We start from the raw sequence: 26,060 nt of genomic DNA, 5'->3' as shown, positions 1-26,060 counted from the left end.
CTCGCCCCGGTGACATCCGTCGCTGTCCTGGTTGTTCCCGCTCCTGACCCACCGGCCAGCGCGTCATTCAGCCCATCATCCCCACAGCCGTACGCGGCTGTGGGGTCAGGGCGTCGCCGACCCGGTCGACGAGCAGGGCCATCTCGTAGCCGACCTGGCCCACGTCGCAGCTGCGCGCGGCGAGGACCGCGAACGACGAGCCGTCGGAGATGGACATCAGGAACAGGAAGCCGTTGTCCATCTCGACCACCGTCTGCAGCACCGCCCCGCCCTCGAAGCAGCGCGCCGCGCCCTGGGTCAGGCTGACCAGACCGGAGGCGATCGCCGCGAGCTGGTCGGCGCGGTCCCGCGGAAGGTCACGGGACGAGGCGAGAAGCAGGCCGTCGGCCGAGACCGCGACCGCGTGCGCCACACCGGGCACCCGGTCGGCGAAGTTGGCGAGCAGCCATCCGAGATCCTGCGTACTAGTCATCCTTGTTGCTCCTTCTGCCCGCTCCCGGCCACCGGGCCTGAGCCAGACTGCGAGGACTGCTGCCGCCCCGGAGTGCCCTCCGGGCCGGTCGTGTTGCTGTCGGTCGGGTGGTTACGCCCCCGCTGTACGCCCCGATGGTAGGCCGAGAGGAGACCCCGGACGGCCTCCGGCGTCCGCCGCTGGGCCACCGGCGACGGCTTGTCGATGCTGCCCGGCACGAGCTGCGCCATCGGCGTCCGCTTGGGCAGGCCCTTCCGGGTGGTCTCCGCCACCGGCACCTCGGTCGCGGCCGAGGCGGCCCGCCAGCCGTCGTCGGCCGCGGTCTGCCAGGGCGAGGACTGCTGCGGCGCCGTCGGCTGCCGGGTGGGCAACCCGCCGGCGTACGCGGGACGACCGGTGCCGTTCGCCGACCGGTTGTCCCGCGGCGCTCCGCCGGTTGTCGGAGTCGGTGCCATCGGTGTGTTGCCTGTCGTTGCGGATGTCGTCTGCGGCACGGGCCGGCCGGCGGTGTCCACCTTGGCGAACTGCTGGGTCGCGGCGCCGTTCGCCGGTGTGGCCGGGGCCGCCGCCTCGTCGGTCGGGCCCGGCCGGCGGGTGCGGAACCAGGCGGACTCGAGCTCCCGGAAGATCGGCAGCTCCATCGTCTCGTCCGCGTACCGCTGGCGGTTGCCGGCCTGCTGCGGTTGCGGCGCGGCCGGACGTGGCGCGGGTGCCGGCTGCTGGGCGGCGGGCTGCTGGGCCGCGGGCTGCTGGGCGGCGGCGGACGGCGTCTCCGCCCGCGGAACCCGCGGCAGCTCGGTGGTCATGTCCAGGCCGGCGGAGAGCTGCTCGGGCACCGCGGGAGCCGGAGCCGGCGTGGCCGGGGCGACCGGTGGCCAGACCGGCGGAGCGCCGACGTGCGGCGCGGGCGCCGGACGCGACGGCAGTTGGCCGGCCGGCGGCGCGGAGACCGGGTTCCCACCCTCGGGCTGGCCGGACACCGGCACGGCCGACACCGGACGGGTCGGGAGCGGGTGGCCGGAGACCGGCGCCGCCGACAGCGGACGGCCCGGGTACGGGTCCGCGTCCCCCGAGGCCGGACGCCCCGGGTACGGGTCGCCCGACACCGGACGGCCCGGGTACGGGTCGCCCGAGACCGGGTGGCCGGAGACCGGCACGGCCGAGACCGGGCGGCCCGGGTAGGGGTTACCCGACACCGGGGCGCCGGAGACCGGTGGCAGCGGCGGCGCGGACACCGGCGGGACCGGCGGCGCGGACACCGGCGGCGGCGTGTACTGCCGCGCCTCGGGGCTGCTGGGCAGCTGCCGCGGGATCATCGGCTGCTGGCCGCTGGTGCCCGGGTCGCCCTCGCCCGGGTGACGCCGCTGGGGCAGCGGGTCGACCGGCTGGCCGTTCGACGACCGCGGCGGGTAGCCGTCGCCGGCGTTCGCGTTGGCCCCGGTCAGGTCGGACCAGGCCGGCATGGCGCGACCGCCGTTGGCCGGCGTGCCGGCGCCGTTGCGGTGCGCCGGGTCGAAGGACCGCCCACCGAGCGTGACCTGGTTGCCGGAGGTGCCGGGGTGCGGCGCGGGCGGCGGGGTGTGCGGGCCGTTGCCGAGCGCGGCGAACGCGCCGAAGGCCGGCGCCGGGCCGCCCTGCTGGCCGAAGGCCGGCGCGGGACCGCCGGGCTGACCGAACGCACCGCCCGGCTGACCGAAGGCGGGCGCCGGGCCGGGCTGCTGCGGACCGGCGGCGGGAAGGGCGGGCGTCGGGCCGCTCCGGCCGGCGAGAGCGCGCGGCACCAGGACCGTGGTGGGCAGCGTCACGTCGGCGACGGTGCCCCGGTCGGCGGCGGGACGCAGCTCGACCCGGACGCCGTGCCGGGCGGCCAGTCGGGCCACCACGACCAGGCCCATCATCCGGGAGACGGCCACGTCCACCTGCGGCGGCGTGGCCAGCCGCTCGTTCAGGTCGTGGAGCTGGTCGGCGCTGATGCCGATGCCCCGGTCCTCGACGTAGAGGGAGGCGCGGTCGCCGACCCGGCGGGCCTCCACCATCACGTGCGAGTCCGGCGGCGAGAACGCGGTGGCGTTGTCGAACAACTCGGCGACCAGGTGCACCAGGTCGTTGACCGCGTGCGCGGCGACCTCGATGTCCCGGTCGATCACGCCGAACTCGATCCGGGTGTAGTGCTCGACCTCGGACTGGGCGGCGCGGAGCACGTCGATCAGGGCGGCCGGCTCGCGCTGCACGCGGGTGGAGTCCGCGCCGGCGAGCACCAGGAGGTTCTCGTCGTTGCGGCGCATCCGGGTGGCCAGGTGGTCGAGCTGGAACAGCTCGGCGAGCCGGTCCGGGTCCTCCTCGCCGCGCTCCAGCCGGTCGAGGTGGCCGATCAGCCGGTCGACCAGGATCTGCGAGCGGCGGGCCAGGTTGACGAACATGGTCGCGACGGACGCGCGCAGGGCGGCCTGCTCGGCCGCGGTCCGGACCGCCTCCAGGTGGACGGCGTTGAACGCCTCGGTCACCTGGCCGAACTCGTCCTTGCTGCGCACCGGCAGCGGTTCGGCGATCTGGTTGGCCAGCTGCACCGGGGAGAGCTGACCGGTCACCTGCGGGTCGCGCAGCCGGGCCACCGCCTGCGGCAGGCCGTACTGGGCCACCGACAGGGCGCCCTGGCGCAGGTCGCGCAGCGAGCGGGCCATCGAGCGGGCGACCAGGTAGGCGAAGAGGATGGCCAGCAGCAGCATGGTGAGCAGCAGGCCGGTCTCCAGGAACACCTGGCGCTGGGTGTCCGAGCGCAGCTGGTCGGCCTGCCGGACCACGTTGCCGTCGAGGCGGGACTCGACGGCGCGGAGCAGCTTGGCGTTGCCGACCATGGCCTGGTCCCACTGGTCCGGCCCGAACGGCACGTTCTTCATCGAGCCGCTGTTGTTCGCCGACATGAAGCCGGTGAGGTTGTCCGCCTTGCGCAGGTCGGGGCCCTCGACGGTCTGGTCGAAGAACTCGGAGTCGGCCGGGGTGGCGACGGACCGGAAGGTCGCGAGCGCCTGGGCCTGGGCGGTGCCGCTGGCGATGAACTGCTCGCGCAGCGCCGGGCTGTACTGCCCCTGGGTGAGCGCCTGGTGCACGACCACCCGACGCTGGGCCAGGTATTCCTTCTGCCGGGCCACCGCGCCCGCGGCGCGCATCCGGTCGCTGAGGTCGTTGTCACCGGCGAGCTGGGTGCCCGAGTCGCGGATCGACAGCAGGTCGTTGATCAGGCGCTCGTACGCCTTCTCCGCCTCGTCGATCTTGAGCTTGCCGTTCAGCACCTGGCTGCGGGTCGCGGGCAGGTCCTTGAGCTGGTCGTCGATCTCGTTCAGCCGGACCGCGAAGTTGCGCGGCAGGTCGTCGATCTCGCCCCGCTGTCGCAGGTAGGGACCCTTCGCCTGGTCCACCCGCTGGTTGGCCCGGTTGTAGGCCTCCTGGTACTGCGCCCGGGTCTGGACTTCCTTCGCACCGAGGAAGAGCACCGAGCCGACCCGCTCGTCCTGCATGGTGTCGGCCAGTTCGCCCGAGTAGCCGATCAGGCTGGCCAGGTCGCCGGCCCGGTTGGCATTGTTGAGCGTCTCCAGGTGGTCGACCAGACCGCTGGTGCCCACCACGACCGTGGCGATGGTCGGCACGATCATGATCAGACCGAGCTTGGACCAGATCGGCATGTCGCGCAGCCGGCTCGCCGGCCGGCGCAGGCGCGACAGGAAGGAGCCCGCCGTCGTTGGCCGTTTGCTCACGTCACCGCCCTCGCAAAACCGCGTCCGGCGTCACCTGCGGGCAACGCCGAGCGTCCGACCCGGCGGGTCGGACCTCCGAGATTCCATCACGCCGCCCCGCAAAGAGAAAGCCCAGGTTGTCCCTCACCGGAGGTGTGATGAGATGTTGATGCAATTTGATAGCAATCCGTCTGGCCGGAGTCACTGAAGGTAATGGAACACCCGCACCGCGTCGTCCTCCTCGCCGGCCCATCCGGCTCCGGAAAGTCGTACATAGCGCACCGAACCGGACTTCCGGTGCTCTGTCTGGACGACTTCTACAAGGACGGCGATGACCCTACGTGCCCACGCCGAAACGGACAGGTGGACTGGGAGTCTCCCCTGTCCTGGGACGCGGACACGGCGGTGGAAACAATTGCCCGATTGGCTCGGGAGGGCAAGGCCGAAGTGCCGGTTTATGCGATCGGCGCGGACCGACGGGTGGCCACCCGGCCATTCGACGTCGACGGATCGCCATTCTTCGTCGCCGAAGGGATCTTCGCCGCCGAGATCGTCGCCGAGTGCCGGCGCCGGGGCCTGCTCGCCGGGGCGTACGCGCTGCGCCGCCCGCGTGGCGCGACCTTCCTCCGCCGGCTCGCCCGTGACCTGGCCGAACAGCGCAAGGCCCCGCGGGTGCTGATCCGGCGCGGGATCACCCTGCTGCGGACCGAGCCGGCCGTGCTGCGCCGCCAGACCGGGCTGGGCGCCGAGGCCGCCCGCGCCCGGGAGGTGCTGCGCGGGGTGGCCGCCCTGCTCGCCGGCCACCCCCGCCGGCCGTGATCAGCCGATCAGCTCGGCGTACGCCGGCTTGATCACCTCGTCGATGATCCGCAGCCGCTCGTCGAACGGGATGAAGGCGCTCTTCATCGCGTTGATGGTGAACCACTGGAGTTCCTTCCAGCCGTAGCCGAACGCGTCCACCAGCAGGGCCATCTCGCGGGACATCGAGGTGCCGCTCATCAGCCGGTTGTCGGTGTTCACCGTCACCCGGAACCTCAGGTCGCGCAGCAGCCCGATCGGGTGGTCGGCGATCGACGCCGCCGCCCCGGTCTGCACGTTCGACGACGGGCACAGCTCCAGCGGGATGCGCTTGTCCCGCACGTACGCGGCCAGCCGGCCCAGCACCGGCGGGCTGCCCGGCGTGATGTCGTCGACGATGCGGACGCCGTGGCCGAGCCGGTCCGCCCCGCACCACTGGATCGCCTGCCAGATCGACGGCAGCCCGAACGCCTCGCCGGCGTGGATGGTGAAGTGGAAGTTCTCCCGCTGGAGGTATTCGAAGGCGTCCAGGTGCCGGGTGGGCGGGAACCCGGCCTCCGCGCCGGCGATGTCGAAGCCGACCACGCCGGTGTCCCGGTGCCGCACCGCCAGCTCGGCGATCTCCTGCGAGCGGGCGGCGTGCCGCATCGCGGTGAGCAGCGTGCCGACCCGGATCGGGGTGCCCGCCTCGCCGGCCAGCGCGCTGCCCTCCCGGAAGCCGGTCACCACCGCGTCGACCACCTCGTCCAGCGTGAGGTTGCGCTCCAGGTGCTGCTCGGGTGCGAACCGGACCTCGGCGTAGACCACGCCGTCGGCGGCCAGGTCGAGCGCGCACTCCCGGGCGACCCGACGCAGCGCGGACGCGGTCTGCATCACGGCCACCGTGTGCGCGAACGTCTCCAGGTAGCGTTCCAGCGAGCCGGAGTTCGCCGCCTCGGCGAACCAGCGGCCCAGCGCGTCCGGCTCGGTGGTGGGCAGTTCGTGGCCGGCCTCGGCGGCCAGCTCGACGATCGTCGCGGGCCGCAGGCCGCCGTCGAGGTGATCGTGCAGCAGCGCCTTCGGGGCCTTGACGATGTCCTGGTACGAGATTGCGACCATGCTCAGACCCTAGTCACCGGCGGTGCCGGCCCGGCACCGGACCGGCTCAGGGACGCCAGCCGTACACCCGCTCCACCGCCAGGCGCACGACCAGCCGGCCGTCGGCCACCATCGCGGCCCGGTAGTCGGCCCAGTCCGGGTGCTCGCCGCGGATGCCCCGGTAGACCTCGACCAGCTCGTCGACCGTCGCGTCGTCGATCGCGGCGGCCGGCGGGGTGAGCGTCACCGTGCCCTCGGCCACCGCGTACGCCCCGCCGTCGGCAGTGGTCACGTGGAAGCTGGCCCGGGGGTCCCGACGCAGGTTGCGCACCTTGGCCCGGCCGGCCGTGGTGGAGCAGCGGAGGAGCCCCGGCTCGGCCAGGTAGTCGAGGTTCGACAGCTGCGGGCGGCCGTCCCGGCGCAGCGTGACCAGCACACCGCGCCCGTGCCCACCGAACAGCTCCCACAGCCGCGCATCCGTCGTCATGCCATCAATCTAGATCCATCCGCTCGGCACCGGAATAGGATCTGCCGGTGGCCGAACCCGCTCCCGCCCTGCTCCCACCGGTGCTGACCCGGCTGCGCTGCCCGGTCTGCGGCGAGCCGCTGGCCGAATCCACCGCCGGCACCACCCGCGTGCTGCGCTGCCCACGCGGGCACAGCTTCGACACCGCCCGGCAGGGATACGTCAACCTGCTCGCCGGCCGCGCCCCGCACAGCGGGGACAGCGCCGAGATGGTCGCCGCCCGGGCCGACTTCCTCGCCGCCGGCCACTACGACACGGTCGCCGCCGCGCTGGCCGCCGCCGCGACTCCGATCGCGTCCGGTCAGCCGTACCCGCTGGTGGTGGAGCCCGGCGCGGGAACCGGGCACTATCTCGCGGCGGTGCTGGCGGCGCTGCCGGACGCCGCCGGCCTGGCCCTGGACGTCTCCAAGCCGGCGCTGCGCCGCGCCGCCCGGGCCCACCCGCGGGCCGCCGCCGCGCTGGCCGACACCTGGCAGCGGCTGCCGCTGGCCGACCGGTCCGTGGCCGTGCTGCTGAACGTGTTCGCGCCGCGCAACGGCCCGGAGTTCCACCGGGTGCTCGACCCGGCCGGCGCGCTGCTGGTGGTCACCCCGGCCGCCGACCACCTCACCGAACTGGTCGACGCGCTCGGCCTGCTGCGGGTGGACCCGACCAAGGCCGACCGGGTCGCCGGCAGCCTCGGCGGCCACTTCGTCGAGGAGGCCGCCGGCGAGCACCGGGCCCGGCTGGCGCTGACCCGCGCCGAGGTCACCACGCTGGTCGGGATGGGTCCCAGCGCCTGGCACGCCGACCCGGAACGGCTCGCCGCGCGGATCGCCGCGCTGCCCGAACCGGTGCCGGTCACGCTCGCCGTCCGGCTCGCCACGCACCGCCCGCGTTAGGTGGAGAGGTCGACCTCTTCCCAACCGGGGGGCTCGTCGTGGTACGGCCCGCGCAGCACCACCGCCCACTCCAGCGCCCACCGCCGCTGCCCGATCGCGTTGGCGTCCACCAGCCCCGGCAGCGTGCCACCGAGCCGCTCGGTCTCCAGATAGGCCCAGTCCAGGCAGTAGTGCAGGTCGAGCAGCGCGGCCGCGTCGGCGGGATGCTGCGGGGCGGCCAGGATCCGGGCCCGCCACTGCGCGAACGTCTCGCCGGTGACCAGGTTCGGCATCCGCTCGACCAACCGCTCGTCCACCGGCACTGTCGGGTCGAGCTGCTTGCTCAGGCCGAGCACCCAGGCCAGCGAGAAGAGCGCGTCGTGGTGCAGCACGAACGACCGGTGGTCGCCCCGGCCGCCCATCACGAACTGCCACTCCGGTGGCGTCAGCATCTCCACCAGGTGCGACTCCAGCAGCCAGCTCATCGCGGCCTGCGGCGGCATCCCGAAACAGCGGGCCAGGATCAGGTGCAGCACCGCGATGCGCGCCTCGATCTCCGGCGTGGGACGCAGCTCGATCTCGTCGCCCGGCTCCCAGACCAGCGGGAACTGCGGTGGGGGCAGCGGAAGACCCAGCCGGGACAGCTCGTCGAGGCTCGCCTCACGGACGGCCCGGGGGTCGGGAGCGGATACGCGCAACGTCTCAGTCCCTGTCTGCTCGCCCCGGCTCGCCGCCGGCCGATCCCCCTGGCCTGCGAGGATAGCGGCTCCGACCGGCCGGGCACCATGGCGGCCGGTCAACCGACCCGCTCGATGACCAGCGGCGTCGTGGCCGGGGCCGCCGATGCCACCCGGAACGCCCCACGCGCCTGCGCCAACGCGGCCGGGATCCGCTCGGCGTGCTCGGCGCGCAGCTCGAACAGCGGGTCGCCGACGCGCACCGGGTCGCCGGGGCGCTTGTGCAGCACCACGCCGGCCGGGACGCTGACCGGGTCCTCCTTGCGGGCCCGGCCGGCGCCGAGCCGCCAGGCGGCCACCCCGATCGCGTACGCGTCGACCTCGGCCACCCAGCCGTCCTCGTCCGCGGTGACCAGCTCGACCTCGTTGGCGGTCGGCATCGGGGCGTCCGGGTCGCCGCCCTGCGCCCGGATCATCGCGCGCCACGCGTCCATGGCCCGCCCGTCGCGCAGCGCGGCGGCCGGGTCGGCGTCCGGCAGGCCGGCCACGTCGAGCATCTCCCGGGCCAGCGCCAACGTCAGCTCCACCACGTCGGCCGGGCCACCGCCGGCCAGCACCTCCACCGACTCGGTCACCTCGACCGCGTTGCCGACGGCCAGGCCGAGCGGGGTGGACATGTCGGTGAGCAGGGCGACCGTGCGCACCCCGTGCGCGCCGCCCAGCTCGACCATGGTGCGGGCCAGCTCGCGGGCGTCGTCGGCATTCTTCATGAAGGCGCCGGAGCCGACCTTCACGTCGAGCACCAGCGCGCCCGTGCCCTCGGCGATCTTCTTGCTCATGATCGAGCTGGCGATCAGCGGGATCGCCTCGACGGTGCCGGTGACGTCGCGCAGCGCGTACAACTTGCGGTCGGCCGGGGCGAGCCCGTCGCCGGCCGCGCAGATCACCGCGCCCACGTCGCGGAGCTGGGCGATGAACTCGTCGTTGCTCAGCGCCGCCCGCCAGCCCGGGATCGACTCCAGCTTGTCCAGCGTGCCGCCGGTGTGACCGAGGCCCCGGCCGGAGAGCTGCGGGACGGCCGCGCCGCACGCCGCGACCAGCGGGGTCAACGGCAGGGTGATCTTGTCACCGACGCCGCCGGTGGAGTGCTTGTCGACGGTGGGCCGGGCCACCGGCGACAGGTCCAGCCGCTCGCCGCTGGCGATCATGGCCGCGGTCCACCGGGCGATCTCCGGGCCGGTCATGCCGCGCAACAGGATCGCCATCGCCAGCGCCGACATCTGCTCGTCGGCCACCAACCCCTTGGTGTACGCGTCGACCACCCAGTCGATCTGCCCGTCGCTCAGCACACCCCCGTCCCGCTTCGCCCGGATGACGTCAACCGCCGTAAAAGCACTCACCACAAGATCCAATCAGTAATCGCGCGTGGTCGCACCGACCCGCGAACGGTGACCACGTCAGGCCTGGGCCGACCGTGCCCGGCGGAGGGATCAAGCCTGACTGTGAGGCTAGCCGGGTCGGCCTGTGAGGCTAGCCGGGTCTTCCCGGAAGTGATGGGCTGATGGCTGGTAGCAGCAGAGGTGACTCCAACCCTGACTGGCTTTGTGCCTTTGGCGGGACTTGTCCGTCTGCTGCTGCCGGCACCCGGCCCGGCGGGAGACGTTGGCCTGATCAGGAGCTTGACCGCCAGTTAGCGGCTGGCGTGTCTCATCACAGTCCTGCCATCTCCGCACCGGACCGGACCCTTGCGTCCCCACGGTTTGGAGAGAACGCATGTCCATGCTGGCAGATCTGGTCGAGGTCGTCATCGGCGTCGACACCCACACAGACACCCACACCGCCGCGCTGCTGGACACCCGCACCGGCGGGGTCCTGGCCCGGGCCACGGTGAGCGCCGACCCCGACGGCTACGCCGAGCTGGTGGCCTTGGCCGACGGACACTCAGGGCTGCGGGCCTGGGCCCTGGAAGGCTCCGGCGGGTACGGCGCCGGCCTGGCCCGCCACCTGGCCGACGCCGGTGAGCTAGTCGTCGAGCTGGACCGACCGCAGCGCCCAGCCCGTCGTACCGGAGCGAAGTCCGACCCGATCGACGCCGAACGCGCCGCCCGCGACGCCCTCGCCCGCACCCGGCTGGCGCAGCCCAAAACCGGTTCACAACGGGCGGCACTACAGATGCGCCTGACCGCCCGTCGCGCCGCCGTGGAAGCCAGCGCCACCACCCAGCGGCAACTACACGCGATGGTGATCACCGCACCCGAGACGGTGCGAGCCCGCTTCCGCGGCCAGAGCACCCGACTCATGCTCACCACCGCCACCCGACTCCGCCCCACCACCAGCGCCGACGTAGACGTGTTCACCAGCCTGACCGTGTTACGGGACCTCGCCCGCCGCGTCCGCTACCTCGAAGCCGAAGCCACCGAACACGAAAAGGCCATCCGCGCGATCGTCCGATCCTGGCGCCCAGACCTGCTGCAACTGACCGGCGTGGGACCGATCGTCGCCGCCACGATCCTCACCAGCTGGTCCCACCCCGGACGCTGCCGCAACGACGCCGCGTTCGCCATGCTCGCCGGCGCCGCCCCGATCCCCGCATCCTCCGGCAAGACCATCCGCTACCGGCTCAACCGCTCCGGCGACCGCCAACTCAACCGCGCCCTGCACACCATCGTCCTGACCCGCCTACAACACGACGAACACACCCGCGCCTACGCCGAGCGCCGCCGCACCCAAGGCAAAACCGACCGCGAAATCAAACGCTGCCTCAAACGCTACGTCGCCCGAGACCTCTACCGACGCCTCGAAAACCCACCCCCACCACTTGACGCGGCATAGGAGCGTCCGCCCGGAGCCGGGCACGGTCGGCCCAGGCCCCCACCTCAACCACCCCAACGGCCAGGGATCTCCAACGGAGGCTCACCCTCACCGGCCCAGAAGATCGCGCCCGACGCGTCCACCACGACCACGCGCGGCGTCCGCGCCGCCCCCCACTCGATCGCGCCGGCCGGATCGTCCCAGGTCGGGCCCTCCTCCAGCACACCGGTCTCGGCGCCCTCGGTGTCCCCGGCCGACCGCTCCCAGTACGCCGTCCAGACCTGCTGCCCGGCCGAGAGGTCCGGGTGCACGAACACCGTGCCGCGTCCCCGCCAGGCGGCCAGCCGGTCCGGCACCACCGGCACCGGGTGCTCGCCGGTCACCGCCTCGATGTCCGCCACGTCGAACGCGTGCGGCAGCAGCTCGGCCATCCGCAGCGGGCCGCCCTTCGCCTCGATCAGGCACTCCGGCCCGCCCTGCTCCCAGAGCAGCTGCCGGCACCGGCCGCACGGCATGAGCGGCTCGCCGGTCGCGTCGACGCAGGACAGCGCCACGATCCGGCCGCCGCCGGTGGCGTGCAGCGAGGAGACCACGCCGCACTCGGCGCAGAGCACCACTCCGTACGCGGCGTTCTCCACGTTGCAGCCGACCACCATCCGGCCGTCGTCGACCAGGGCGGCGGCCCCGACCGGGAACTTCGAGTACGGCACGTACGCGTGCCGCATCACCTCGGTGGCGGCGGCCCGCAGCTGCTCCCAGTCAACGTTCATTGCACCGATTCTGCCCCATTCACCTGGGCTTCCTCCGTCGGGCGGCCCGACGACCGACGCCGGCGGACCACCGCCCGTCCGAGGCCGCCAAGACTGGCCGCCACGAGCACCGACAGCACCGCCACGGTCGGGTTCACCCAGCTACCGACCAGGTCGTGGTCGGCTCGACAACCCGCACAATCCCGTCGATCAGGACACCAGGCCGGTGCGGCTACCCGCCGGCCGACGACAGGCGCAAGGATCGGCCCGTGCTTCCGGTCATCCTCATGCTGATCGTCGCCCCCGTGACGGTCGTGCCGCAGGCCCTGTTCGTCCACCTGGCGACCGCACAGCTGAGCACCTGGGTACGGCGATGGTCGCGCGCGGCCGCCTACCTCCTGTTCGCCGCCGGGCAGACCTACCTGTACGGCTTCTTGAAGATGAGTACGTTCTGGGGCAACAGCCCTAGAGACAAGTGCCTCTCCTACTACCGCAGCTGGGACAGCCGGTACGGCCACGGCCGCTACTGGCCCCTGGAGCGCAGGTGCTCGGAGTTCGTCGACATGGTCCCGGGCTTCGTGAACCCACTCATCGTCATCGCCCTGGTCGCGGCGTTCACCTGCGCGCTCGCCGCCGTCGCGTCACTGGTCCGGCGTCACCGCCCGCGGCGATGAGCAGCTGACCCTCCTTCGGTCCGCCCGCTCGATGCGGGCGGACCGAAGGACCGAGGTCAGCCCTTGACGTACGGCTTGCCGTCGGCGGCCGGTGCCCGCACCCGGCCGACCAGCCCGGCCACCGCCAGGATCGTCGCCAGGTAGGGCAGCATCGCCAGGAACTGGCTCGGGATGCCGCTGCCGATCGCGCCCAGGTAGGTGGCGAGCTGGTCGGCGAAGCCGAAGAAGAGCGCCGCGAGCAGCGCCCCGGTCGGGCTCCACCGGCCGAAGATCAGCGCGGCCAGGGCGATGAAGCCCTTACCGCCGATCATGTTCTTGGTGAACGAATAGAGCGCCAGCGTGTACGACGCCCCGCCGATGCCGGCCACCAGCCCGGCCATGATCACGTTGCGGTAGCGCAGCCGCAGCACCTTCACACCGAGCGTGTCGGCGGCGGTCGGGTGCTCACCCACCGACCGGGTCCGCAGACCCCACCGGGTCCGGAACAGCGCCAGGTGGATGACCAGCACCAGCAGCAGGCCCAGGTAGAGGAAGATGTTGCCGCGGAACAGCGCCGGACCGATCAGCGGGATGTCCTTCAGCAGCGGGATCTCCCAGTTGCTGAAGCGTGGCGCGCTGTTGTACTTCGCCGCGTCGGTCGCCATCAACCGCTCGTAGAGGAAGCCGGTGACGCCGACCGCCAGCAGGTTGAGCACGATGCCCATGACCACCTGGTCGACCAGGTAGCGGATGGCGAACACGGCCAGCAGCAGCGAGATGAACGCGCCGCCGATCGCCGCGGCCACCAGACCCACCCAGACACTGCCGGAGATGCTGCCGAACAGCGCGCCGGAGAACGCGCCCATCAGCAACTGCCCCTCGATCGCCACGTTGACCACGCCGGAGCGCTCGCAGAGCACGCCGGCCAGCGCACCGAAGATCAGCGGCAGCGCCAGGATGAACGTGCCTCGCACGATGTTGACCAGCGGCATGAAGTTGCGCCCCTCGGGGGCGGCGGAGACCTGCCAGCACAGGAAGCTCAGCACGAAGGCGACCAGCCCGGCGCCGAGCAGCAGCGTGAACCAGCGCTTCGGTACGCCGGCCAGCAGCGCGGCCCCGGCGGCGGCGGCGATGACGCCGAACAGGATCGCGCCGACCGTACCGTTGATCTCCAGGGCGGCGCCGCCCTCGGTCTCGCTGAGCGTGAAGCGGGCCTGCTGGTCGGTGGCGAGCGCCCCGAACAGCACCGCCGCGACCACGCCCAGCGCCAGCAGGACGGCGCCGGCCTTGCGGGCCCGCGTCCAGAAACCCTCGTCGACAGCGGTGACCGCGACGTCGGGGACAGCGGTGGTGGACATGCTCACCAGCCCTTCGCGAGGCTCGTCTGCAGCCGGGCGGCGCGGGCCGCCCGGAGCTGGAAGATCGCCTTCACCAGGGCGGGCGCGGCGATGAAGATGACGATGAGCGCCTGGAGCACGGTGACCAGCTCCAGCGAGATCCCGGAGTACGACTGCATCCGGTTGCCGCCGGCCTGGAGCGCGCCGAACAGCAGCGCGGCCAGCAGCACGCCCCACGGCTTCACGCGGCCGAGCAGGGCGACCAGGATGCCGTCGAAGCCGATCTGGGCGATCACGAGCGGGGTCAGCGCGTTGGCGGTGGAGCCGAGCACCATGTTCGAGCCGCCGAGGCCGGCCAGCAGACCCGCGATCACCATCACCAGCACGTACGTCTTGGTGACGCTGATGCCGGCGGTCCGGGCGGCGTCCGGGTTCGCGCCCACCGCGCGCAGCTCGAAGCCGAGCGTGGAGCGGTTGAGCAGCCAGGCGATGAACCAGGTGGCCAGCACCGCGAGCAGGATGCCGGCGTGCACCCGCAGGTTGTCGCCGAGCAGTCGGGGCAGTTGCGCGGAGGAGTCGACCGGCTTGCTGATCGCGTCCGACCGGTTCGGGTTCTGCACCCCGCTCTGGACGATGATCCAGGACAGGAAGTAGACCGCCACGTAGTTCAGCATGATCGTGTTGATCACCTCGTGGGCGCCGGTGCGCGCCTTGAGGATGCCCGGGACGAAGCCCCAGAGCGCACCGCCGAGCGCGCCGGCGATCAACGCCACCAGCAGGTGCACGCCGGGCGGCAGCGGCAGCGCGAAGCCGGCGACCGCGGCCAGGATGACGCCGATGGTCGCCTGCCCCTGGGCGCCGATGTTGAACAGGCCGCCGCGGAACGCCAGCGCCACCGACAGGCCGGTGAAGACCAGCGGCGCGGTGTAGGTGAGCGTCTCCGAGATCGGACCCATCGCGGCGGTGAAGCCGACCGCGTCCGGGTCGAAGACCGCGCCCTTGAACAGGTTCGCGTACGCCTCGCTGACCACGGTCCAGCTCGCGTTCAACGCGTCCGCCGGTCGGGCGGTGATGTAGCCGTAGGTGGCCAGCACCTCCGGGTCGGAGACGATGATCAGCACCGCGCCGACCAGCATCGCCAGCACCACCGCGAGCACGGTCACGGTGACCGTGTTGGCCGCCCAGAGGTTGTCCAGGAAGAGCTTGCCCAGGCTGGGCCGGGGCTCCTCGACCGGCGGCTGCTTCGTCACGGTGTCGCCGGCCGGCGCGGTCGGCGTCGCCCGAGCCTCCTCGCGCGCCTGGAGCGCCTCGGTCGCCGGCTCCTTGTCCGGGGAGCCCGACGCCGGGTTCGGGTTCGTCATGCCTCGTCCTCGTTGCCGGGGCCCTCGGGGGCCGGGGCGGCGTCGCCCTCGCGCGGGGTGGCCGCGGCGTCGCCGTCGTGCGGGGTCGCGGGCGCGGTGTCCGGGGTGATGCCGGCCATCAGCAGGCCGATCTCCTCACGCGGGGTGTCCGGGCCGACGATGCCGATGACCCGGCCGCGGTACATCACCGCGATCCGGTCGGCCAGGCCGATCACCTCGTCCAGCTCGCTGGAGACCACCATGACCGCGGTGCCGACGTCCCGCTCGCGGATGACCCGGCTGTGGATGAACTCGATCGAGCCGACGTCCACGCCCCGGGTGGGTTGGGCGGCGATGAAGAGCTTCAGCGGCCGGGACAGCTCCCGGGCCACGATCACCTTCTGCTGGTTGCCGCCGGAGAGCGTGCCGACCGCCGCGTCCGCCGACGAGGTGCGGACGTCGAACTGCTCGATCCGCTCCTTCGCCGACTTCGCGATCGCGTCCGGCTTCAGCGACAGGCCCTTGCCGAACGGCGGCCGGTCGTAGATGTCCAGCACCAGGTTCTCCGCCACGGAGAACTCCTTGACCAGGCCGTCGACGCTGCGGTCCTCCGGCACGTAGCCGACGCCGGCGCGGAGCACCTTCTTCGTCGACCAGCCCTGCGTCGCCTCGCCGTCCAGGCTGATCGTGCCGGCGAGCACCGGGCGCAGGCCCATGATCGCCTCGATCAGCTCGGTCTGGCCGTTGCCCTGCACACCCGCGACGCCGAGCACCTCACCGGCGTGCACGGTCAGGTCGACGCCGTCGACGGCGCGTACCTGCCGGTCGTCGTCGACGACCAGGCCGGTGACCTCCAGGATCGGCTTGCCCGGCTGGGCCGGCTGCTTCTCCACGGTCAGCCGGACGTTGCGGCCGACCATCAGCGCGGCCAGCTCGTCTCGGCTGGCGGTCGGCTCGGCGGTGCCGACCGTCCGTCCGCGCCGGATCACGGTGATCCGGTCCGCGATCGCCTTCACCTCGCCCAGTTTGTGGGTGATGAACACGATCGACTTGCCGGCGGCCTTGAGCGACCGCATGACGGTGAGCAGCTCGTCGGTCTCCTGCGGGGTGAGCACGGCCGTCGGCTCGTCGAGGATCAGCAGGTCGACGTCGCGGGTGAGGGCCTTGACGATCTCCACCCGCTGCTGGATGCCGACCGGCAGGTCCTCGATCACCGCGTCCGGGTCGACCCGGAGGTTGTACCGCTCGGAGACCTCGGCCACCTCGCGCCGGGCCCGCCGACGGTCGAGGAACCCGGCGAAGGGCACCTTGACCTGCTCGGCGCCGAGCATCACGTTCTCGGCCACGGTGAAGACCGGCACCAGCATGAAGTGCTGGTGCACCATGCCGATCCCGGCGGCGATCGCGTCCGACGGCCCCTTCAGCTTCAGCGGCTTGCCGTCGACCAGGATCTCGCCCTCGTCCGGCTGGTAGAGCCCGTAGAGCACGTTCATCAGGGTCGACTTGCCGGCGCCGTTCTCGCCGAGCAGGGCGTGGATCTCTCCAGGCTCCACCGTGAGGTCGATGTGGTCGTTGGCGACCAGATCACCGAACCGCTTGGTGATGCCGCGCAGTTCGAGTCTCAGCGCAACCTCCTGGAGTGCGAGCGATGGTGCAGCGTAGCTACTGCCGCGCCGCCACCGCGCCGGGTGGGGTGTGGGGGGATGAAGGTGACCGGCCGCCCCGGGGCGCGGGGTTCGGACCCCGTACGCCCGGGACGGCCGGATCGTGCTACCTGGTGCCCGCCGGCCCCGCTGCCGATGATCTCACCGCGGCGGCCGGCGGAGCGGTCACTTGGTCGGCTGGGCCTTCGAGGTGACCGTGATGGTGCCGGCGGCGATGTCCGCCTTGATCTTGTCGACCTCGGCCTTCAGGTCCGCCGGGACCTTGCTGTCGAAGTCGTGGTACGGCGCGATCGAGACACCGGTGTTGGCCAGCGTGCCGACGAAGCCCGGCTGCGCCTGGAGCTTCTCGCCACCGGCGGCCTTCACCACGGCCTCCTTGACGGCCTCCGGGATGTTCTTGACGACCGTGGTCACGATCGCCGAGCAGTCCGGGGTGCTCTCGCAGCCGTCGACGTCCACCCAGACGACCGAGTACTTGCCGCCCGAGGCCTTGGCCGCGGCGGTGGTGCCGAGGCCGGCACCACCGGCGACCGGCATCACGATGTCGGCGCCCTGGGCGACCAGCGCGTCGGAGACCTTCTTGCCCTCGTCCTGCTTGACGAAGTCGTTGGTGAAGGAGCCCTTCTGGGTGGCCTTGTCCCAGCCCAGCACCTGGACGTTCTTGTTCTTGGCCTTGTTGTAGTACGCCACGCCGTCGGCGAAGCCGTCCATGAAGATGGTGACCGGCGGGATCGGCAGGCCGCCGTAGGTGCCCACCTTGCCGCTCTTGCTCATCCCGGCGGCCAGGTAGCCGGCCTGGAACGCGGCCTGCGCGGTGTCGAACTGCATCGGGTAGACGTTCGCCACGCCCGGGTTGGCGTCCACGATCGCGAACTGCTGGTTCGGGTTCGCGGCGGCGGCCTTCTTGGTGGCGTCCTGCATCAGGCCACCGACGGCCAGGATGAAGTCGCACTTCTGGTTGACGAAGCCGGTGAGGTTGACCTCGTAGTCCGCCTCGGCCTTCGACTGGACGTTCTTGATCTCGATGTTGTCGTTCTCCTTCTTCGCCTCCTGAAGGCCCTTCCAGGCGGAGGTGTTGAAGGACTTGTCATCGATGCCGCCGACGTCGGTCACCATGCAGGCGCTGTACTTCTTGCCGCCGTTGCCGCCGGCGTTGTCGTTGCTGTCGTCCGGAGCCTCACCACACGCGGCGGCGCCCAGCACGAGGCCACCCGCCACGAAGGCGGAGGCGATCCGCATCCCACGCACAGAGCGCAAGACGTCTCCTTCCCATTGCGCCCGCGTCGTGCGCGGTACGCATGCCCTTGCGCCGGCCTGCGGTATGCGGCCGGCGTCCCACGTTACGGACGGGAGCGTACGCCCGCGCCCACCCACCGGCCGACAATCGTGCACGACTGTTGAGCGTCCGTTACCCCGGTGTAACCCTTGGGTGGGGCAGATCACTTTTCGTGTCGACAGACCTGCGCTGAGGTGTCGCGAACGTCCGTTTTCCGGGCCCCTCCCGGTGGCCGGCGAGCTACCGCCAGAACACCGCGACCGCGGCGTTGAGCAGCGTCAACCCGATGATCGCGAGGAAGTGGCCACGGTTCACGGCCTCCCGCTTACGGGAGAAGAAGACCATGACGAAGATGAGCAGCGCGAGCACCAACTTGGTAACAAGCTTCGCCGGGGCCGGTTCGTCGCCGTCGCGCAGGGGTGCGGAGAGTCCGAGACCAGTCAGGATCTGGATCACCGCCCCCCACAGCATGGCCGCGTTGATCCGCAGGCGACCGGTGACGTACTGGGCGATCCCGCCGCCGAGCAGCAGCGCGAAGCCGATCAGATGGACGTAGAGAAGGATCAGTCGAAGAGCTTCCACGCCGGCCATCCTCCCCCATCAACGACGCCGCGTAGTAGTCAGCTCGCCCAGGTGCCGTCATACCGTGACCTGGGCCGGCTCGGGTGGCACTGTCACCTCCCCGGCGGCCCCGGCCCGCCGACCGACCAAAACCAGGGCCAGGCCGACCAGCGCGTAGCCGGTCAGCACCGCCAGCGGCCGGCCGGCGCCCGCGCCGTCGAAGAAGGCCGCCGAGCGCAGCAGCGTGCCGCCGGCGCCGACCGGCAGGAACTGCCCGACCGTCCCCCACGGCTGCGGCAGCAGCTCGGGCGCGGCGGCGACCGCGGAGAGCGGGTTGCCGACCAGGAAGACCAGCAGCGCGCCGAGCCCGAGGCCGGCGCGGCCGAGCAGCGCGCCGAGACCGGCCACGGTGCCGGCGGCGGCGAGCGAGAACAGTCCGATCGCGCCCGCCTCCCGCCACGGGTCGCCGTCGAGCAGGCCGAGCCAGCCGTGCAGCACCGCGGCGCCGGCCGCGCCGGCGAGCACCGCGTACCCGATCAGGCCGGCCAGCCGCGCGCGGCGGCCGGCGACCAGCAGGGTGAGCAGCGCGCCGGCCAGCATGCCGGTGAGCGCCAGCGGCAGGAAGCCGGCCGCGAACCCGGCCCCGCGCGGGTCGTCCGGGTCGGTCGGCACGACCGTCGTCACCGGCACCGGGCGGCCGGCCGCGAGCTGGCCGGCGGCGTCGGTGAGCAGGGCCGCCACGGTCGGGCTGGCGGCCGGCGCGGTGTGCAGCGCGACACCGTCCGGGCCGGCCACGAACGCGGCGTAGACCTCCCGGTCGCGCAGCGCCCGGTCGGCCGCCGCCGCGTCCGGCAGCGCGGTGACCGCGAAGGCGCCGGGGCCGACGGCGGCCAGCCGGGCGGTCAGCTCGGCGACGGCCGGGGACGGGCCGGCGACGGCGACCGGCAGGTCGCGCGGCGCGAGGTGCGCGGCGGGTGCCGCGAACAGCGGTACGAGCAGCGCCTGCACCACCACCGCCAGGCCGACGAGCAGCGCGGTGAGGGTCCAGGGCGAGCGGGAGCGCAGCATCGCCATCTCCTTAAAACGAATGTTCGTTCTCTTGAGCTGAGCGTGCGCGCCGGCCGAACGTTCGTCAAGAACGAACGTTCGCTTTAGCATGTGTGTCGTGCCACGCGTCTCCGAACAGCACCTCGCCGCCCGGCGCCAGCAGATCCTCGACGCGGCCCGGCGCTGCTTCGTGCGCGACGGCTTCCACCACACCTCGATGCAGGACGTGATCAAGGAGGCCGGGCTCTCGGTCGGCGCGGTCTACCGCTACTTCCCCAGCAAGAACGACCTGATCACGGCCATCGCCCAGGCAGTGATCGGCACCGCCGACGCGACCTTCGCCGACCTGTCCACCGCCGAGCCGCCGCTGCCGCTGACCGACGTGCTGGACCGCGCCCTGACCTTCGTCGACACCCAACTCGGCCCGGACGGCGTGCTGCCGCTGGCACTCCAGGTGTGGAGCGAGGCGCAGCGGGACCCGGCGCTGGCCGAGTTCGTCGCCGCCACGTACACCCGGCTGCGCGGCCACTTCGTGACCGCCGCGACCCGGGCGCGCGACGCCGGTGAGCTGCCCCCCGACGCCGACCCGGCGGCCGTCGGCGCGGCACTGTTCGGGCTGGTGCCCGGCTACTTCACCCAGCGCATCCTCACCGGCTCCCCGGACCGCGCCACCTACCTCGCCGGCGTCCGCGCGCTGCTGCGCTGAGGTGTTAGGCGGGGGCCCCGGTTATGCAGAATGCGTTAACCGGGGCCCCCGCCTTTCACCAGCGCCAGAGCTGGAAGGTGGGGCCGTCGGCGGGGAGGGTCGCGGCACCCGGGCGCAGGGCGGGGGCGCCGCCGTAGATGTTGTCGGCGGCGGGCAGGCCGGCCAGGTGCACCGGGGCGCCGGGGGCGCGGCGGGCCAGCGCCAGCACCGAGCCGGTCGGCGTCTCCCGGAGGAAGACCAGCGTGTCCGCGTCGGCGTGCACCCAGCGCAGGCCGCCGTGCCGCAGCGCCGGCTCGTCGCGACGCAGCGCCAGCAGCGACCGGTACGCGTCGAACGTGCGCCGGTCCCAGCTCTCCGGCCGGTGCCACGGCATCGGGGTACGCGAGCCCTCCCCGTTCCGGCCGGTCAGGCCCAGCTCGTCACCGGCGAAGATCACCGGGGTGCCCGGCATGGTGGCGAGCAGCCCGGCCGCGACCTCCTGCCGGGCCGCGTCGCCGACGACGGTGCGGATCCGGGCCGAGTCGTGCGAGCCGAGGAGCTGCCACGAGTGCGTGTACGACCGCCAGGAGACCAGCGACCGGTAGGCGTTCATGGTCGCCAGCACCGCGTCCGCGTCCCGCCGCCGGACCCCGCCCGGGGTGCCGAGGAAGTTCGGCACCGGGTCGTCGCCCTGGCGCAGCCAGGACCACACCGGGTCGGTGAACCCGACGTAGTTCATCGTCCCGTGCCAGCCGTCGCGGTCCAGGTCGCCGGTGTGGTCGTGACCGTGCTCGGCGAGCAGCAGCGCGTCCGGCCGGGTCTCGGCGACCACCTGGCGCAGCAGCCGCGCCACCTCGTGGGTGTACGCGTCGGCGCCCCGCCGGCCGGTCATGTTCGCCACGTCCACCCGCCACCCGTCCAGCCCGTACGGCGGGCGCAGCCAGCGGCGCAGCAGCGAGTCCTCGGCGGTGGCGAACCGGCGGCGCAGTTCGGCGCTGCCCCAGTTGAGCTTCGGCAGCGACTTCACCCCGTTCCACGACTCGTAGTCCCCACCCGCGAGGTCGAAGTAGTACAGGTCCCGCTCCAACGCGTCGACGTCGGAGATCGCGTCGGTGAACCAGCGGTGGGCGTCGCCGGTGTGGTTGCTGGTGATGTCGCCGAGCAGCCGCCAGCCCCGGGCGCGCACCGCGTCGGCGAGCCGGACCAGCGCCGCGTCGCCGCCGAGCAGCGGGTCGACGGTGTCGAAGCTGGACGCGTCGTACCGGTGGTTGGAGCGGGCCGGGAAGATCGGCGTGAGGTAGACCGTGTTGACGCCGAGCCGGTCCAGGTGGTCCAGGCGCTCGGTGATGCCGTCCAGGTCGCCGCCGTAGAACTGGCGGGGCGTCTCCGGGCCGCGGCCGATGACCGGGGTGTCCCAGTCGCACGGGATGGCCCAGTCCGGGGTGGTGCGGCCGTCCGCGGCGGCCGAGCGGGCGAACCGGTCCGGGAAGATCTGGTAGATCACCGCGTCCCGGGCCCAGGCCGGCGGCGGCGCGTAGCTGACCAGCTTGAAGTCGCCGTGGTCCGGCACGTCGTGGTCGGCGATGCCGGCCGCGTTGAGCCAGCGGGGGCCGGCCTCACCGTCGAGCAGGAAACGGTAGTTGCTGACCGGGTTGCGGACCTCGACGTCGGCCCGCCACCACACGTCACCGTTCGTGGTGCGGTCGACCACCGCCTCGGTGAAGTGTGGTTCGCCGTCGCCGGTGGTGCGCAGGTGCACCTGGTCGACGCCGGCGCCGGCCGGCACCCGGACGAACACGGGGACGGTCTGCCCGAGCGCGGGCTCCTGCTCCGGGACGTAGGTGGCGGATCCGTCGTGGTGCGGCTGTAGGGACATGGTGCGGCCTTTCGCGTCGTACCGACAGTGAGTGGGGCGCCCGCCGCGATCGGTCACCCGACCGCGGCGGTCCGCCCTCCAAACCGCTCCGGTGTACGCCGACACGACGCCCTTGCCGCAGCGTGAGCCGAGGAGGCTCAGCCTTTGACAGCTCCGGAGGTGAGGCCGGAGACGATGTAGCGCTGGAGCAGTTGGAACACCAGCACGGTGGGGATCGCGGTGAGCAGCGTGCCCGCCGCGAACATCCCGAAGTTGTTGTTGCGTTCGCCCGCGACCAGGCCGAACATGCCGACCGCGAGGGTCTTCGACTCGGTGTTGGTGAGGAACACGTTGGCGATGATGAACTCGTTGATCGACCCGATGAACGCGAGCAGGCCGGTCACCGCCAGGATCGGCGCCACCAGCGGCAGCATGATCCGGAAGAAGACCTGCACGTGCGACGCGCCGTCCATGGTCGCCGACTCGTCCAGCTCCTTCGGCAGGGTGTCGAAGAAGCCCTTCATCAGCCAGGTGTTCGCGCCCAGCGCGCCACCCATGTAGAGCAGGAACAGGCCCCACGGGGTGTTGAAGCCGATCGACGGGTACAGGTCGGTGATCGTGGTGAAGATCAGGAAGATCGCCACGATGGCCAGGAACTGCGGGAACATCTGGATCAGCAGCAGCGTGAGCAGGCCGATCCGCCGCCCGGCGAACCGCATCCGGGAGAACGCGTACGCGGCCAGCGCCGACAGGAAGATCGACGCGAAGCTGGCCACGCCCGCCAGCAGCAGCGAGTTGAGGAACCAGTGGCCGAACGCGGTCCGGTCGAACAGGTTGGTGAAGTTCTCCAGCGACGCCCCGGTCGGCAGCAGCTCGGTGGAGGAGAGCGTGCCGAGCGGGTTGAGCGCCGCGGAGATCACGAACATGATCGGGAAGAGGCTGAACAGCACCGCCAGCACCCCGACCAGATGCCGCCAACCCACCTGGGCGAACCACCGGCTGCGCGAGCGGCGGACCGCCGGTGTTTCCGCGATGCTGGTCACGAGTACACCTCCTCCTGCTTACGGGTACGCCGGAAGCTGATCGCCGAGACGGTCGCCACGATCGCGAAGATGAAGATCGAGACGGTGGCGGCCAGGCCGTACTCGGCGCCCTGCGCGCCGAACGCCAGCCGGTAGGTGTAGGTGATCAGCAGGTCGGTGGCGCCGTTGCGCGGGTTGTCCGGCGCGAACGGCCCGCCCTCGGTGGTGAACAGGATCGCGTTGACGTTGTTGAAGTTGTACGCGAACGACGCGATCAGCAGCGGCGAGAGCGCCACCAGCAGCAGCGGCAGGGTGACCGCCTTGAACGACTGCCACGGGCTGGCCCCGTCGACCGAGGTGGCCTCGGTCAGCTCGCGCGGGATGGCCTGGAGCGCGCCGGTGGCCACCAGGAACATGTACGGGTAGCCGAGCCAGAGCTGCACCAGCAGCACCGCGACGCGGGCCGACCAGGCGCCGCCGAACCAGTCGACGTCCAGCCCGAACAGGTTGTTGAGCAGGCCGAAGTCGGTGTTGAACATGTCCCGCCAGACCAGCAGCATCGCGAACGACGGCATCGCGTACGGGAGGATCAGCAGCACCCGGTAGAAGTTGGTGCCCCGCATCCGGGGCGAGTGCAGCGCGAGCGCGATGGCCATGCCGAGCAGGAAGGTGAAGCCGGTGGAGCCGACCGCGAACGCGAAGTTCCACGCCAGCGTGCCGAAGAACGGTCCGGAGATGTTCGAATCGGTGAGCACCGCGCCGAAGTTCTTCAGCCCGACGTTCACCTTCCAGCCCTGGGTGAGCCGCTCGCCGTCGGCGGCGACGAAGGAGCCGATCTTCTCGTCGGCGGTCCAGGTCTTGCCGCTCTCGCTGTCGGTGATGCAGTCGCAGCCGGCGTCGTACGCCCGGGCCGCCTTGCCCTCGTAGGCCCGGGTGAGGCCGTTGGAGCGGATCGCGCCGTCGTCGGTCGGCACGATCAGCGCGGTGACGGCGTCGCTGCGGCTGCTGGCCTGCCCGATGTTCAGCACGGTGTAGCCGTCCGCGGCGGTGATCTTGCCGCTGAGGCTGCTGACGGTGACGGCACCGGCGTCGAGCTGGCGCAGCCCGCCCGCGTCGCCCGCGAAGACCTCCTTGGTCTTCGGGTCGCTGAGCAGGAAGGTCAGCGGGCCGGTCGCCGGGTCGCCGGTGGTGGCGATGGTGAGCGCGTACTCGGTCGAGCCGGGGACCTGCTTCACCGAGGAGGTCTGGATGGCGACGACCGCGTCGTCCTTGCTGCCGCGGTGGCCGTCGCCGAAGTTCGTGAACGCGGTGCTCGCGGTGAAGAGCACCGGGAGCACCTGGAACGCGATCAGGAAGAGCGTGCCGGGGACCAGGTACTTGGCCGGGATGTGCCGGCGGCCCAGGTAGAGGTAGAACAGGCCGGCGGTGGTGGCCACCAGGACGCCCAGCCCGATCCAGTGCTCGGCCTCGATGAGCGGGAACGCCGCCCAGAGCGCGATCCCGGCCACCAGGCCGAGCAGGACCACCTTGACGACGAGGCCGGTCGCGGTGATCGGCGCGTGGTTCCGCGCGGTACGCGAGGTGCGCGGGAGCCCGGGACGAGCGGGCTCCCGGCCCGGGGTCCGCGTGGCGGACCCCGGGCCGGACAGCGGCGCGCTCATTACTTGATCTGACCCTGGATGGTCTTGCCAGCGGCCGTGATCGTCTTGGCCGGGTCAGCGCCACCGATGATGGCGGCCTCGGCCTTGCCGAACGGGTCCCAGATCGCGGCCATGGCCGGGATCGCCGGGAGCACCTGGCCGTTCTTGCCGGCCTCGGAGAACTTCGCCAGGTCCGGGTCCTCGCCCTTGACCTGGTCGAAGGCGGCGGTCAGCGCCGGCGGGCGCGGCTCAGCCTGGTACAGCGCGACGGCCAGCTCGGGCTTGGTCACGTAGTTGGTGACGAACTCCTGGGCCAGGGCCTTGTTCTTGCCCTTGGCGGCCACGTAGAACGCCTGGACGCCCACGAACGGCTGGGCCTCCTTGCCACCGGCGAAGCCGGGGACCGGGGAGATGTCGTACTTGATGCCGGCCTTCTTGGCGTCGGCCACGGCCCACGGGCCGGAGACCAGGAAGGCGCACTTCTTGCCGGTGAAGGTGGCGATGGAGTTCTCGCCGGTGATGGACCGCTTGAGCGCGCCCTCGCCCTTCTCGCCGAGCTTCGCGATCTTCTGGAACGCGGCGATCGACTCCGGCTTGCCCACGCCCAGGTCCTTCGGGTCGTAGTCGCCGTTGGCGGCGGTGCCGAACAGGTAGCCGCCGGCCGAGGAGTACAGCGGGTAGATGTGGTACGCGTCGCCGTTCTGGCCGGACTGGAGGCAGAGGATCTCGCTGGCCTTCTTCTCCGCCTTGAGCTTCTTGCCGGCGGTGACCAGGTCCTCGATGGTCTTCGGCGCCTCGGGGGCCAGCTCGGTGTTGCGGATCAGCGCCAGGTTCTCGGTGGCGTAGGGCACGCCGTAGAGCTGGCCGTTGAAGGTGACCGCCTTGACCGCGGTCTCGTTGAAGCCGGCCTTCTGCTCGGCCGTGAGCTGGACCGGGTCGATGGCGCCGTTCTGGACCAGGTTGCCGATCCAGTCGTGCGCGCCGACCACGGCGTCCGGGCCGCTGCCCTGCTGGGAGGCGGTGACGAAGTTGGTCTGCAGGTCCTTGGAGACGGCCTGCACCTCGACGGTCACGCCGTTCTCCTTGCCGAACTCCTCGGCGAACGGCTTGAGGGCGGCGGTGCGCTTGTCGTCGGCCCAGATGACCAGCTTGCCGCCGGTCGCCTTGGTGGCGGACTGCTCGGCGGCCGGCTTGTCGCTGCCGCTGTCACCACAGCCGGACGCGGCGAGCGCCAGGCCGAGGACGGCGACCACACCCGCGGTACGGATGCGCATCGGTA

22 protein-coding genes are annotated in these 26,060 nt (G+C 72.1%); 5 read left to right on the top strand and 17 right to left on the bottom strand.

All coding sequences use genetic code 11. The annotated features are described in order from the left end of the window. Positions 1–67 precede the first annotated feature (67 nt). Entirely contained in the window at positions 68–472 is a 405-nt protein-coding gene (locus tag ACH495_RS04835) for a roadblock/LC7 domain-containing protein (protein ID WP_013731521.1), read from the bottom strand. Continuing rightward, complete coding sequence (locus ACH495_RS04830) at positions 469–4,224, bottom strand: nitrate- and nitrite sensing domain-containing protein (RefSeq protein ID WP_396856385.1); 3,756 nt, start codon at positions 4,222–4,224, stop codon at positions 469–471. The genes ACH495_RS04835 and ACH495_RS04830 overlap by 4 nt, the downstream gene beginning before the upstream one ends. Positions 4,225–4,683: 459 nt before the next feature. Here ACH495_RS04830 and ACH495_RS04825 point away from each other — a divergent pair, with 459 nt between their 5' ends. After that, on the top strand, positions 4,684–5,022 hold the full coding sequence (locus ACH495_RS04825) for a hypothetical protein (RefSeq protein WP_343443549.1): 339 nt from the start codon (positions 4,684–4,686) through the stop codon (positions 5,020–5,022). Here ACH495_RS04825 and ACH495_RS04820 read toward each other — a convergent pair whose 3' ends face one another. Then, positions 5,023–6,099 carry an adenosine deaminase gene (locus ACH495_RS04820; protein ID WP_396856384.1) on the bottom strand — a complete coding sequence of 359 codons (1,077 nt, stop codon included), beginning with the start codon at positions 6,097–6,099 and terminating at the stop codon, positions 5,023–5,025. A gap of 46 nt (positions 6,100–6,145) precedes the next feature. Beyond that, the gene (locus ACH495_RS04815) at positions 6,146–6,565 is read right to left on the bottom strand and encodes a PPOX class F420-dependent oxidoreductase (RefSeq protein ID WP_396856383.1); all 420 of its coding nucleotides are present in this window, start codon (positions 6,563–6,565) and stop codon (positions 6,146–6,148) included. Positions 6,566–6,633: 68 nt separating this feature from the next. Between ACH495_RS04815 and ACH495_RS04810 the strand changes: the two genes are divergently transcribed. Beyond that, a complete protein-coding gene (locus tag ACH495_RS04810; RefSeq protein ID WP_396856528.1) occupies positions 6,634–7,485 on the top strand; it encodes a putative RNA methyltransferase in 852 nt (283 codons plus the stop codon). Here ACH495_RS04810 and ACH495_RS04805 read toward each other — a convergent pair. After that, complete coding sequence (locus ACH495_RS04805) at positions 7,482–8,162, bottom strand: DUF4272 domain-containing protein (protein WP_396856382.1); 681 nt, start codon at positions 8,160–8,162, stop codon at positions 7,482–7,484. The genes ACH495_RS04810 and ACH495_RS04805 overlap by 4 nt on opposite strands. A 98-nt stretch (positions 8,163–8,260) precedes the next feature. Then, on the bottom strand, positions 8,261–9,541 hold the full coding sequence (locus ACH495_RS04800) for a thymidine phosphorylase (protein ID WP_396856381.1): 1,281 nt from the start codon (positions 9,539–9,541) through the stop codon (positions 8,261–8,263). A 373-nt stretch (positions 9,542–9,914) separates the two neighbouring features. Here ACH495_RS04800 and ACH495_RS04795 point away from each other — a divergent pair, with 373 nt between their 5' ends. Further along, positions 9,915–10,973 (top strand): IS110 family transposase, encoded by a 1,059-nt coding sequence (locus ACH495_RS04795; protein WP_396856380.1) that lies wholly within the window; start codon positions 9,915–9,917, stop codon positions 10,971–10,973. 44 nt (positions 10,974–11,017) lie between these two features. Here ACH495_RS04795 and ACH495_RS04790 read toward each other — a convergent pair whose 3' ends face one another. Further along, entirely contained in the window at positions 11,018–11,722 is a 705-nt protein-coding gene (locus ACH495_RS04790; RefSeq protein ID WP_396856379.1) for a cytidine deaminase, read from the bottom strand. Between the two features lie 248 nt (positions 11,723–11,970). On the opposite strand from ACH495_RS04790, the gene ACH495_RS04785 reads away from it, so the two are divergent. After that, on the top strand, positions 11,971–12,375 hold the full coding sequence (locus ACH495_RS04785; RefSeq protein ID WP_396856378.1) for a hypothetical protein: 405 nt from the start codon (positions 11,971–11,973) through the stop codon (positions 12,373–12,375). A 56-nt stretch (positions 12,376–12,431) separates the two neighbouring features. Here ACH495_RS04785 and ACH495_RS04780 read toward each other — a convergent pair whose 3' ends face one another. The 6 genes from ACH495_RS04780 to ACH495_RS04755 form a co-directional block, all read right to left on the bottom strand. Then, the gene (locus tag ACH495_RS04780; RefSeq protein WP_396856377.1) at positions 12,432–13,712 is read right to left on the bottom strand and encodes an ABC transporter permease; all 1,281 of its coding nucleotides are present in this window, start codon (positions 13,710–13,712) and stop codon (positions 12,432–12,434) included. 2 nt (positions 13,713–13,714) lie between these two features. Next, on the bottom strand, positions 13,715–15,052 hold the full coding sequence (locus ACH495_RS04775) for an ABC transporter permease (protein WP_396856376.1): 1,338 nt from the start codon (positions 15,050–15,052) through the stop codon (positions 13,715–13,717). Further along, the gene (locus ACH495_RS04770; protein ID WP_396856527.1) at positions 15,049–16,596 is read right to left on the bottom strand and encodes an ABC transporter ATP-binding protein; all 1,548 of its coding nucleotides are present in this window, start codon (positions 16,594–16,596) and stop codon (positions 15,049–15,051) included. The genes ACH495_RS04775 and ACH495_RS04770 overlap by 4 nt, the downstream gene beginning before the upstream one ends. A gap of 264 nt (positions 16,597–16,860) precedes the next feature. Then, positions 16,861–17,934: a BMP family protein gene (locus ACH495_RS04765; RefSeq protein ID WP_396856526.1), complete on the bottom strand. Its 1,074-nt coding sequence runs from the start codon at positions 17,932–17,934 to the stop codon at positions 16,861–16,863. A gap of 277 nt (positions 17,935–18,211) precedes the next feature. Next, entirely contained in the window at positions 18,212–18,553 is a 342-nt protein-coding gene (locus ACH495_RS04760; protein WP_396856375.1) for a hypothetical protein, read from the bottom strand. Positions 18,554–18,610: 57 nt separating this feature from the next. Then, positions 18,611–19,600, bottom strand: coding sequence for a hypothetical protein (locus tag ACH495_RS04755; RefSeq protein WP_396856374.1), 990 nt, complete (start codon positions 19,598–19,600; stop codon positions 18,611–18,613). A 97-nt stretch (positions 19,601–19,697) separates the two neighbouring features. Between ACH495_RS04755 and ACH495_RS04750 the strand changes: the two genes are divergently transcribed. Then, on the top strand, positions 19,698–20,285 hold the full coding sequence (locus tag ACH495_RS04750; RefSeq protein ID WP_396856373.1) for a TetR/AcrR family transcriptional regulator: 588 nt from the start codon (positions 19,698–19,700) through the stop codon (positions 20,283–20,285). 55 nt (positions 20,286–20,340) lie between these two features. On the opposite strand, the gene ACH495_RS04745 is transcribed toward ACH495_RS04750, so the two are convergent. From ACH495_RS04745 to ACH495_RS04730, 4 genes are all read right to left on the bottom strand, one after another. Continuing rightward, complete coding sequence (locus ACH495_RS04745; protein WP_396856372.1) at positions 20,341–22,140, bottom strand: glycoside hydrolase family 13 protein; 1,800 nt, start codon at positions 22,138–22,140, stop codon at positions 20,341–20,343. A gap of 137 nt (positions 22,141–22,277) precedes the next feature. After that, the gene (locus ACH495_RS04740; RefSeq protein ID WP_396856371.1) at positions 22,278–23,162 is read right to left on the bottom strand and encodes a sugar ABC transporter permease; all 885 of its coding nucleotides are present in this window, start codon (positions 23,160–23,162) and stop codon (positions 22,278–22,280) included. After that, on the bottom strand, positions 23,159–24,802 hold the full coding sequence (locus ACH495_RS04735; RefSeq protein WP_396856370.1) for an ABC transporter permease subunit: 1,644 nt from the start codon (positions 24,800–24,802) through the stop codon (positions 23,159–23,161). The genes ACH495_RS04740 and ACH495_RS04735 overlap by 4 nt, the downstream gene beginning before the upstream one ends. Further along, positions 24,802–26,055, bottom strand: coding sequence for an extracellular solute-binding protein (locus tag ACH495_RS04730; protein WP_396856369.1), 1,254 nt, complete (start codon positions 26,053–26,055; stop codon positions 24,802–24,804). Before ACH495_RS04730 ends, ACH495_RS04735 begins: the two co-directional genes overlap by 1 nt. Positions 26,056–26,060: the final 5 nt, after the last annotated feature.

The sequence above is a fragment of the Micromonospora sp. NPDC018662 genome, assembly GCF_044391475.1.
GTDB lineage: Bacteria > Actinomycetota > Actinomycetes > Mycobacteriales > Micromonosporaceae > Micromonospora.
This window is presented reverse-complemented; position numbering and strand designations above follow the sequence as displayed.

Excerpts from the sequence above, each read along its gene's own strand:
- ACH495_RS04835 (WP_013731521.1), bottom strand. The coding sequence starts at position 472 with ATGACTAGTACGCAGGATCTCGGATGGCTGCTCGCCAACTTCGCCGAC.
- ACH495_RS04820 (WP_396856384.1), bottom strand. The coding sequence starts at position 6,099 with ATGGTCGCAATCTCGTACCAGGACATCGTCAAGGCCCCGAAGGCGCTG.
- ACH495_RS04815 (WP_396856383.1), bottom strand. The coding sequence starts at position 6,565 with ATGACGACGGATGCGCGGCTGTGGGAGCTGTTCGGTGGGCACGGGCGC.
- ACH495_RS04795 (WP_396856380.1), top strand. The coding sequence starts at position 9,915 with ATGTCCATGCTGGCAGATCTGGTCGAGGTCGTCATCGGCGTCGACACC.
- ACH495_RS04790 (WP_396856379.1), bottom strand. The coding sequence starts at position 11,722 with ATGAACGTTGACTGGGAGCAGCTGCGGGCCGCCGCCACCGAGGTGATG.
- ACH495_RS04780 (WP_396856377.1), bottom strand. The coding sequence starts at position 13,712 with ATGTCCACCACCGCTGTCCCCGACGTCGCGGTCACCGCTGTCGACGAG.
- ACH495_RS04775 (WP_396856376.1), bottom strand. The coding sequence starts at position 15,052 with ATGACGAACCCGAACCCGGCGTCGGGCTCCCCGGACAAGGAGCCGGCG.
- ACH495_RS04765 (WP_396856526.1), bottom strand. The coding sequence starts at position 17,934 with ATGCGGATCGCCTCCGCCTTCGTGGCGGGTGGCCTCGTGCTGGGCGCC.
- ACH495_RS04755 (WP_396856374.1), bottom strand. The coding sequence starts at position 19,600 with ATGCTGCGCTCCCGCTCGCCCTGGACCCTCACCGCGCTGCTCGTCGGC.
- ACH495_RS04745 (WP_396856372.1), bottom strand. The coding sequence starts at position 22,140 with ATGTCCCTACAGCCGCACCACGACGGATCCGCCACCTACGTCCCGGAG.
- ACH495_RS04735 (WP_396856370.1), bottom strand. The coding sequence starts at position 24,802 with ATGAGCGCGCCGCTGTCCGGCCCGGGGTCCGCCACGCGGACCCCGGGC.
- ACH495_RS04730 (WP_396856369.1), bottom strand. The coding sequence starts at position 26,055 with ATGCGCATCCGTACCGCGGGTGTGGTCGCCGTCCTCGGCCTGGCGCTC.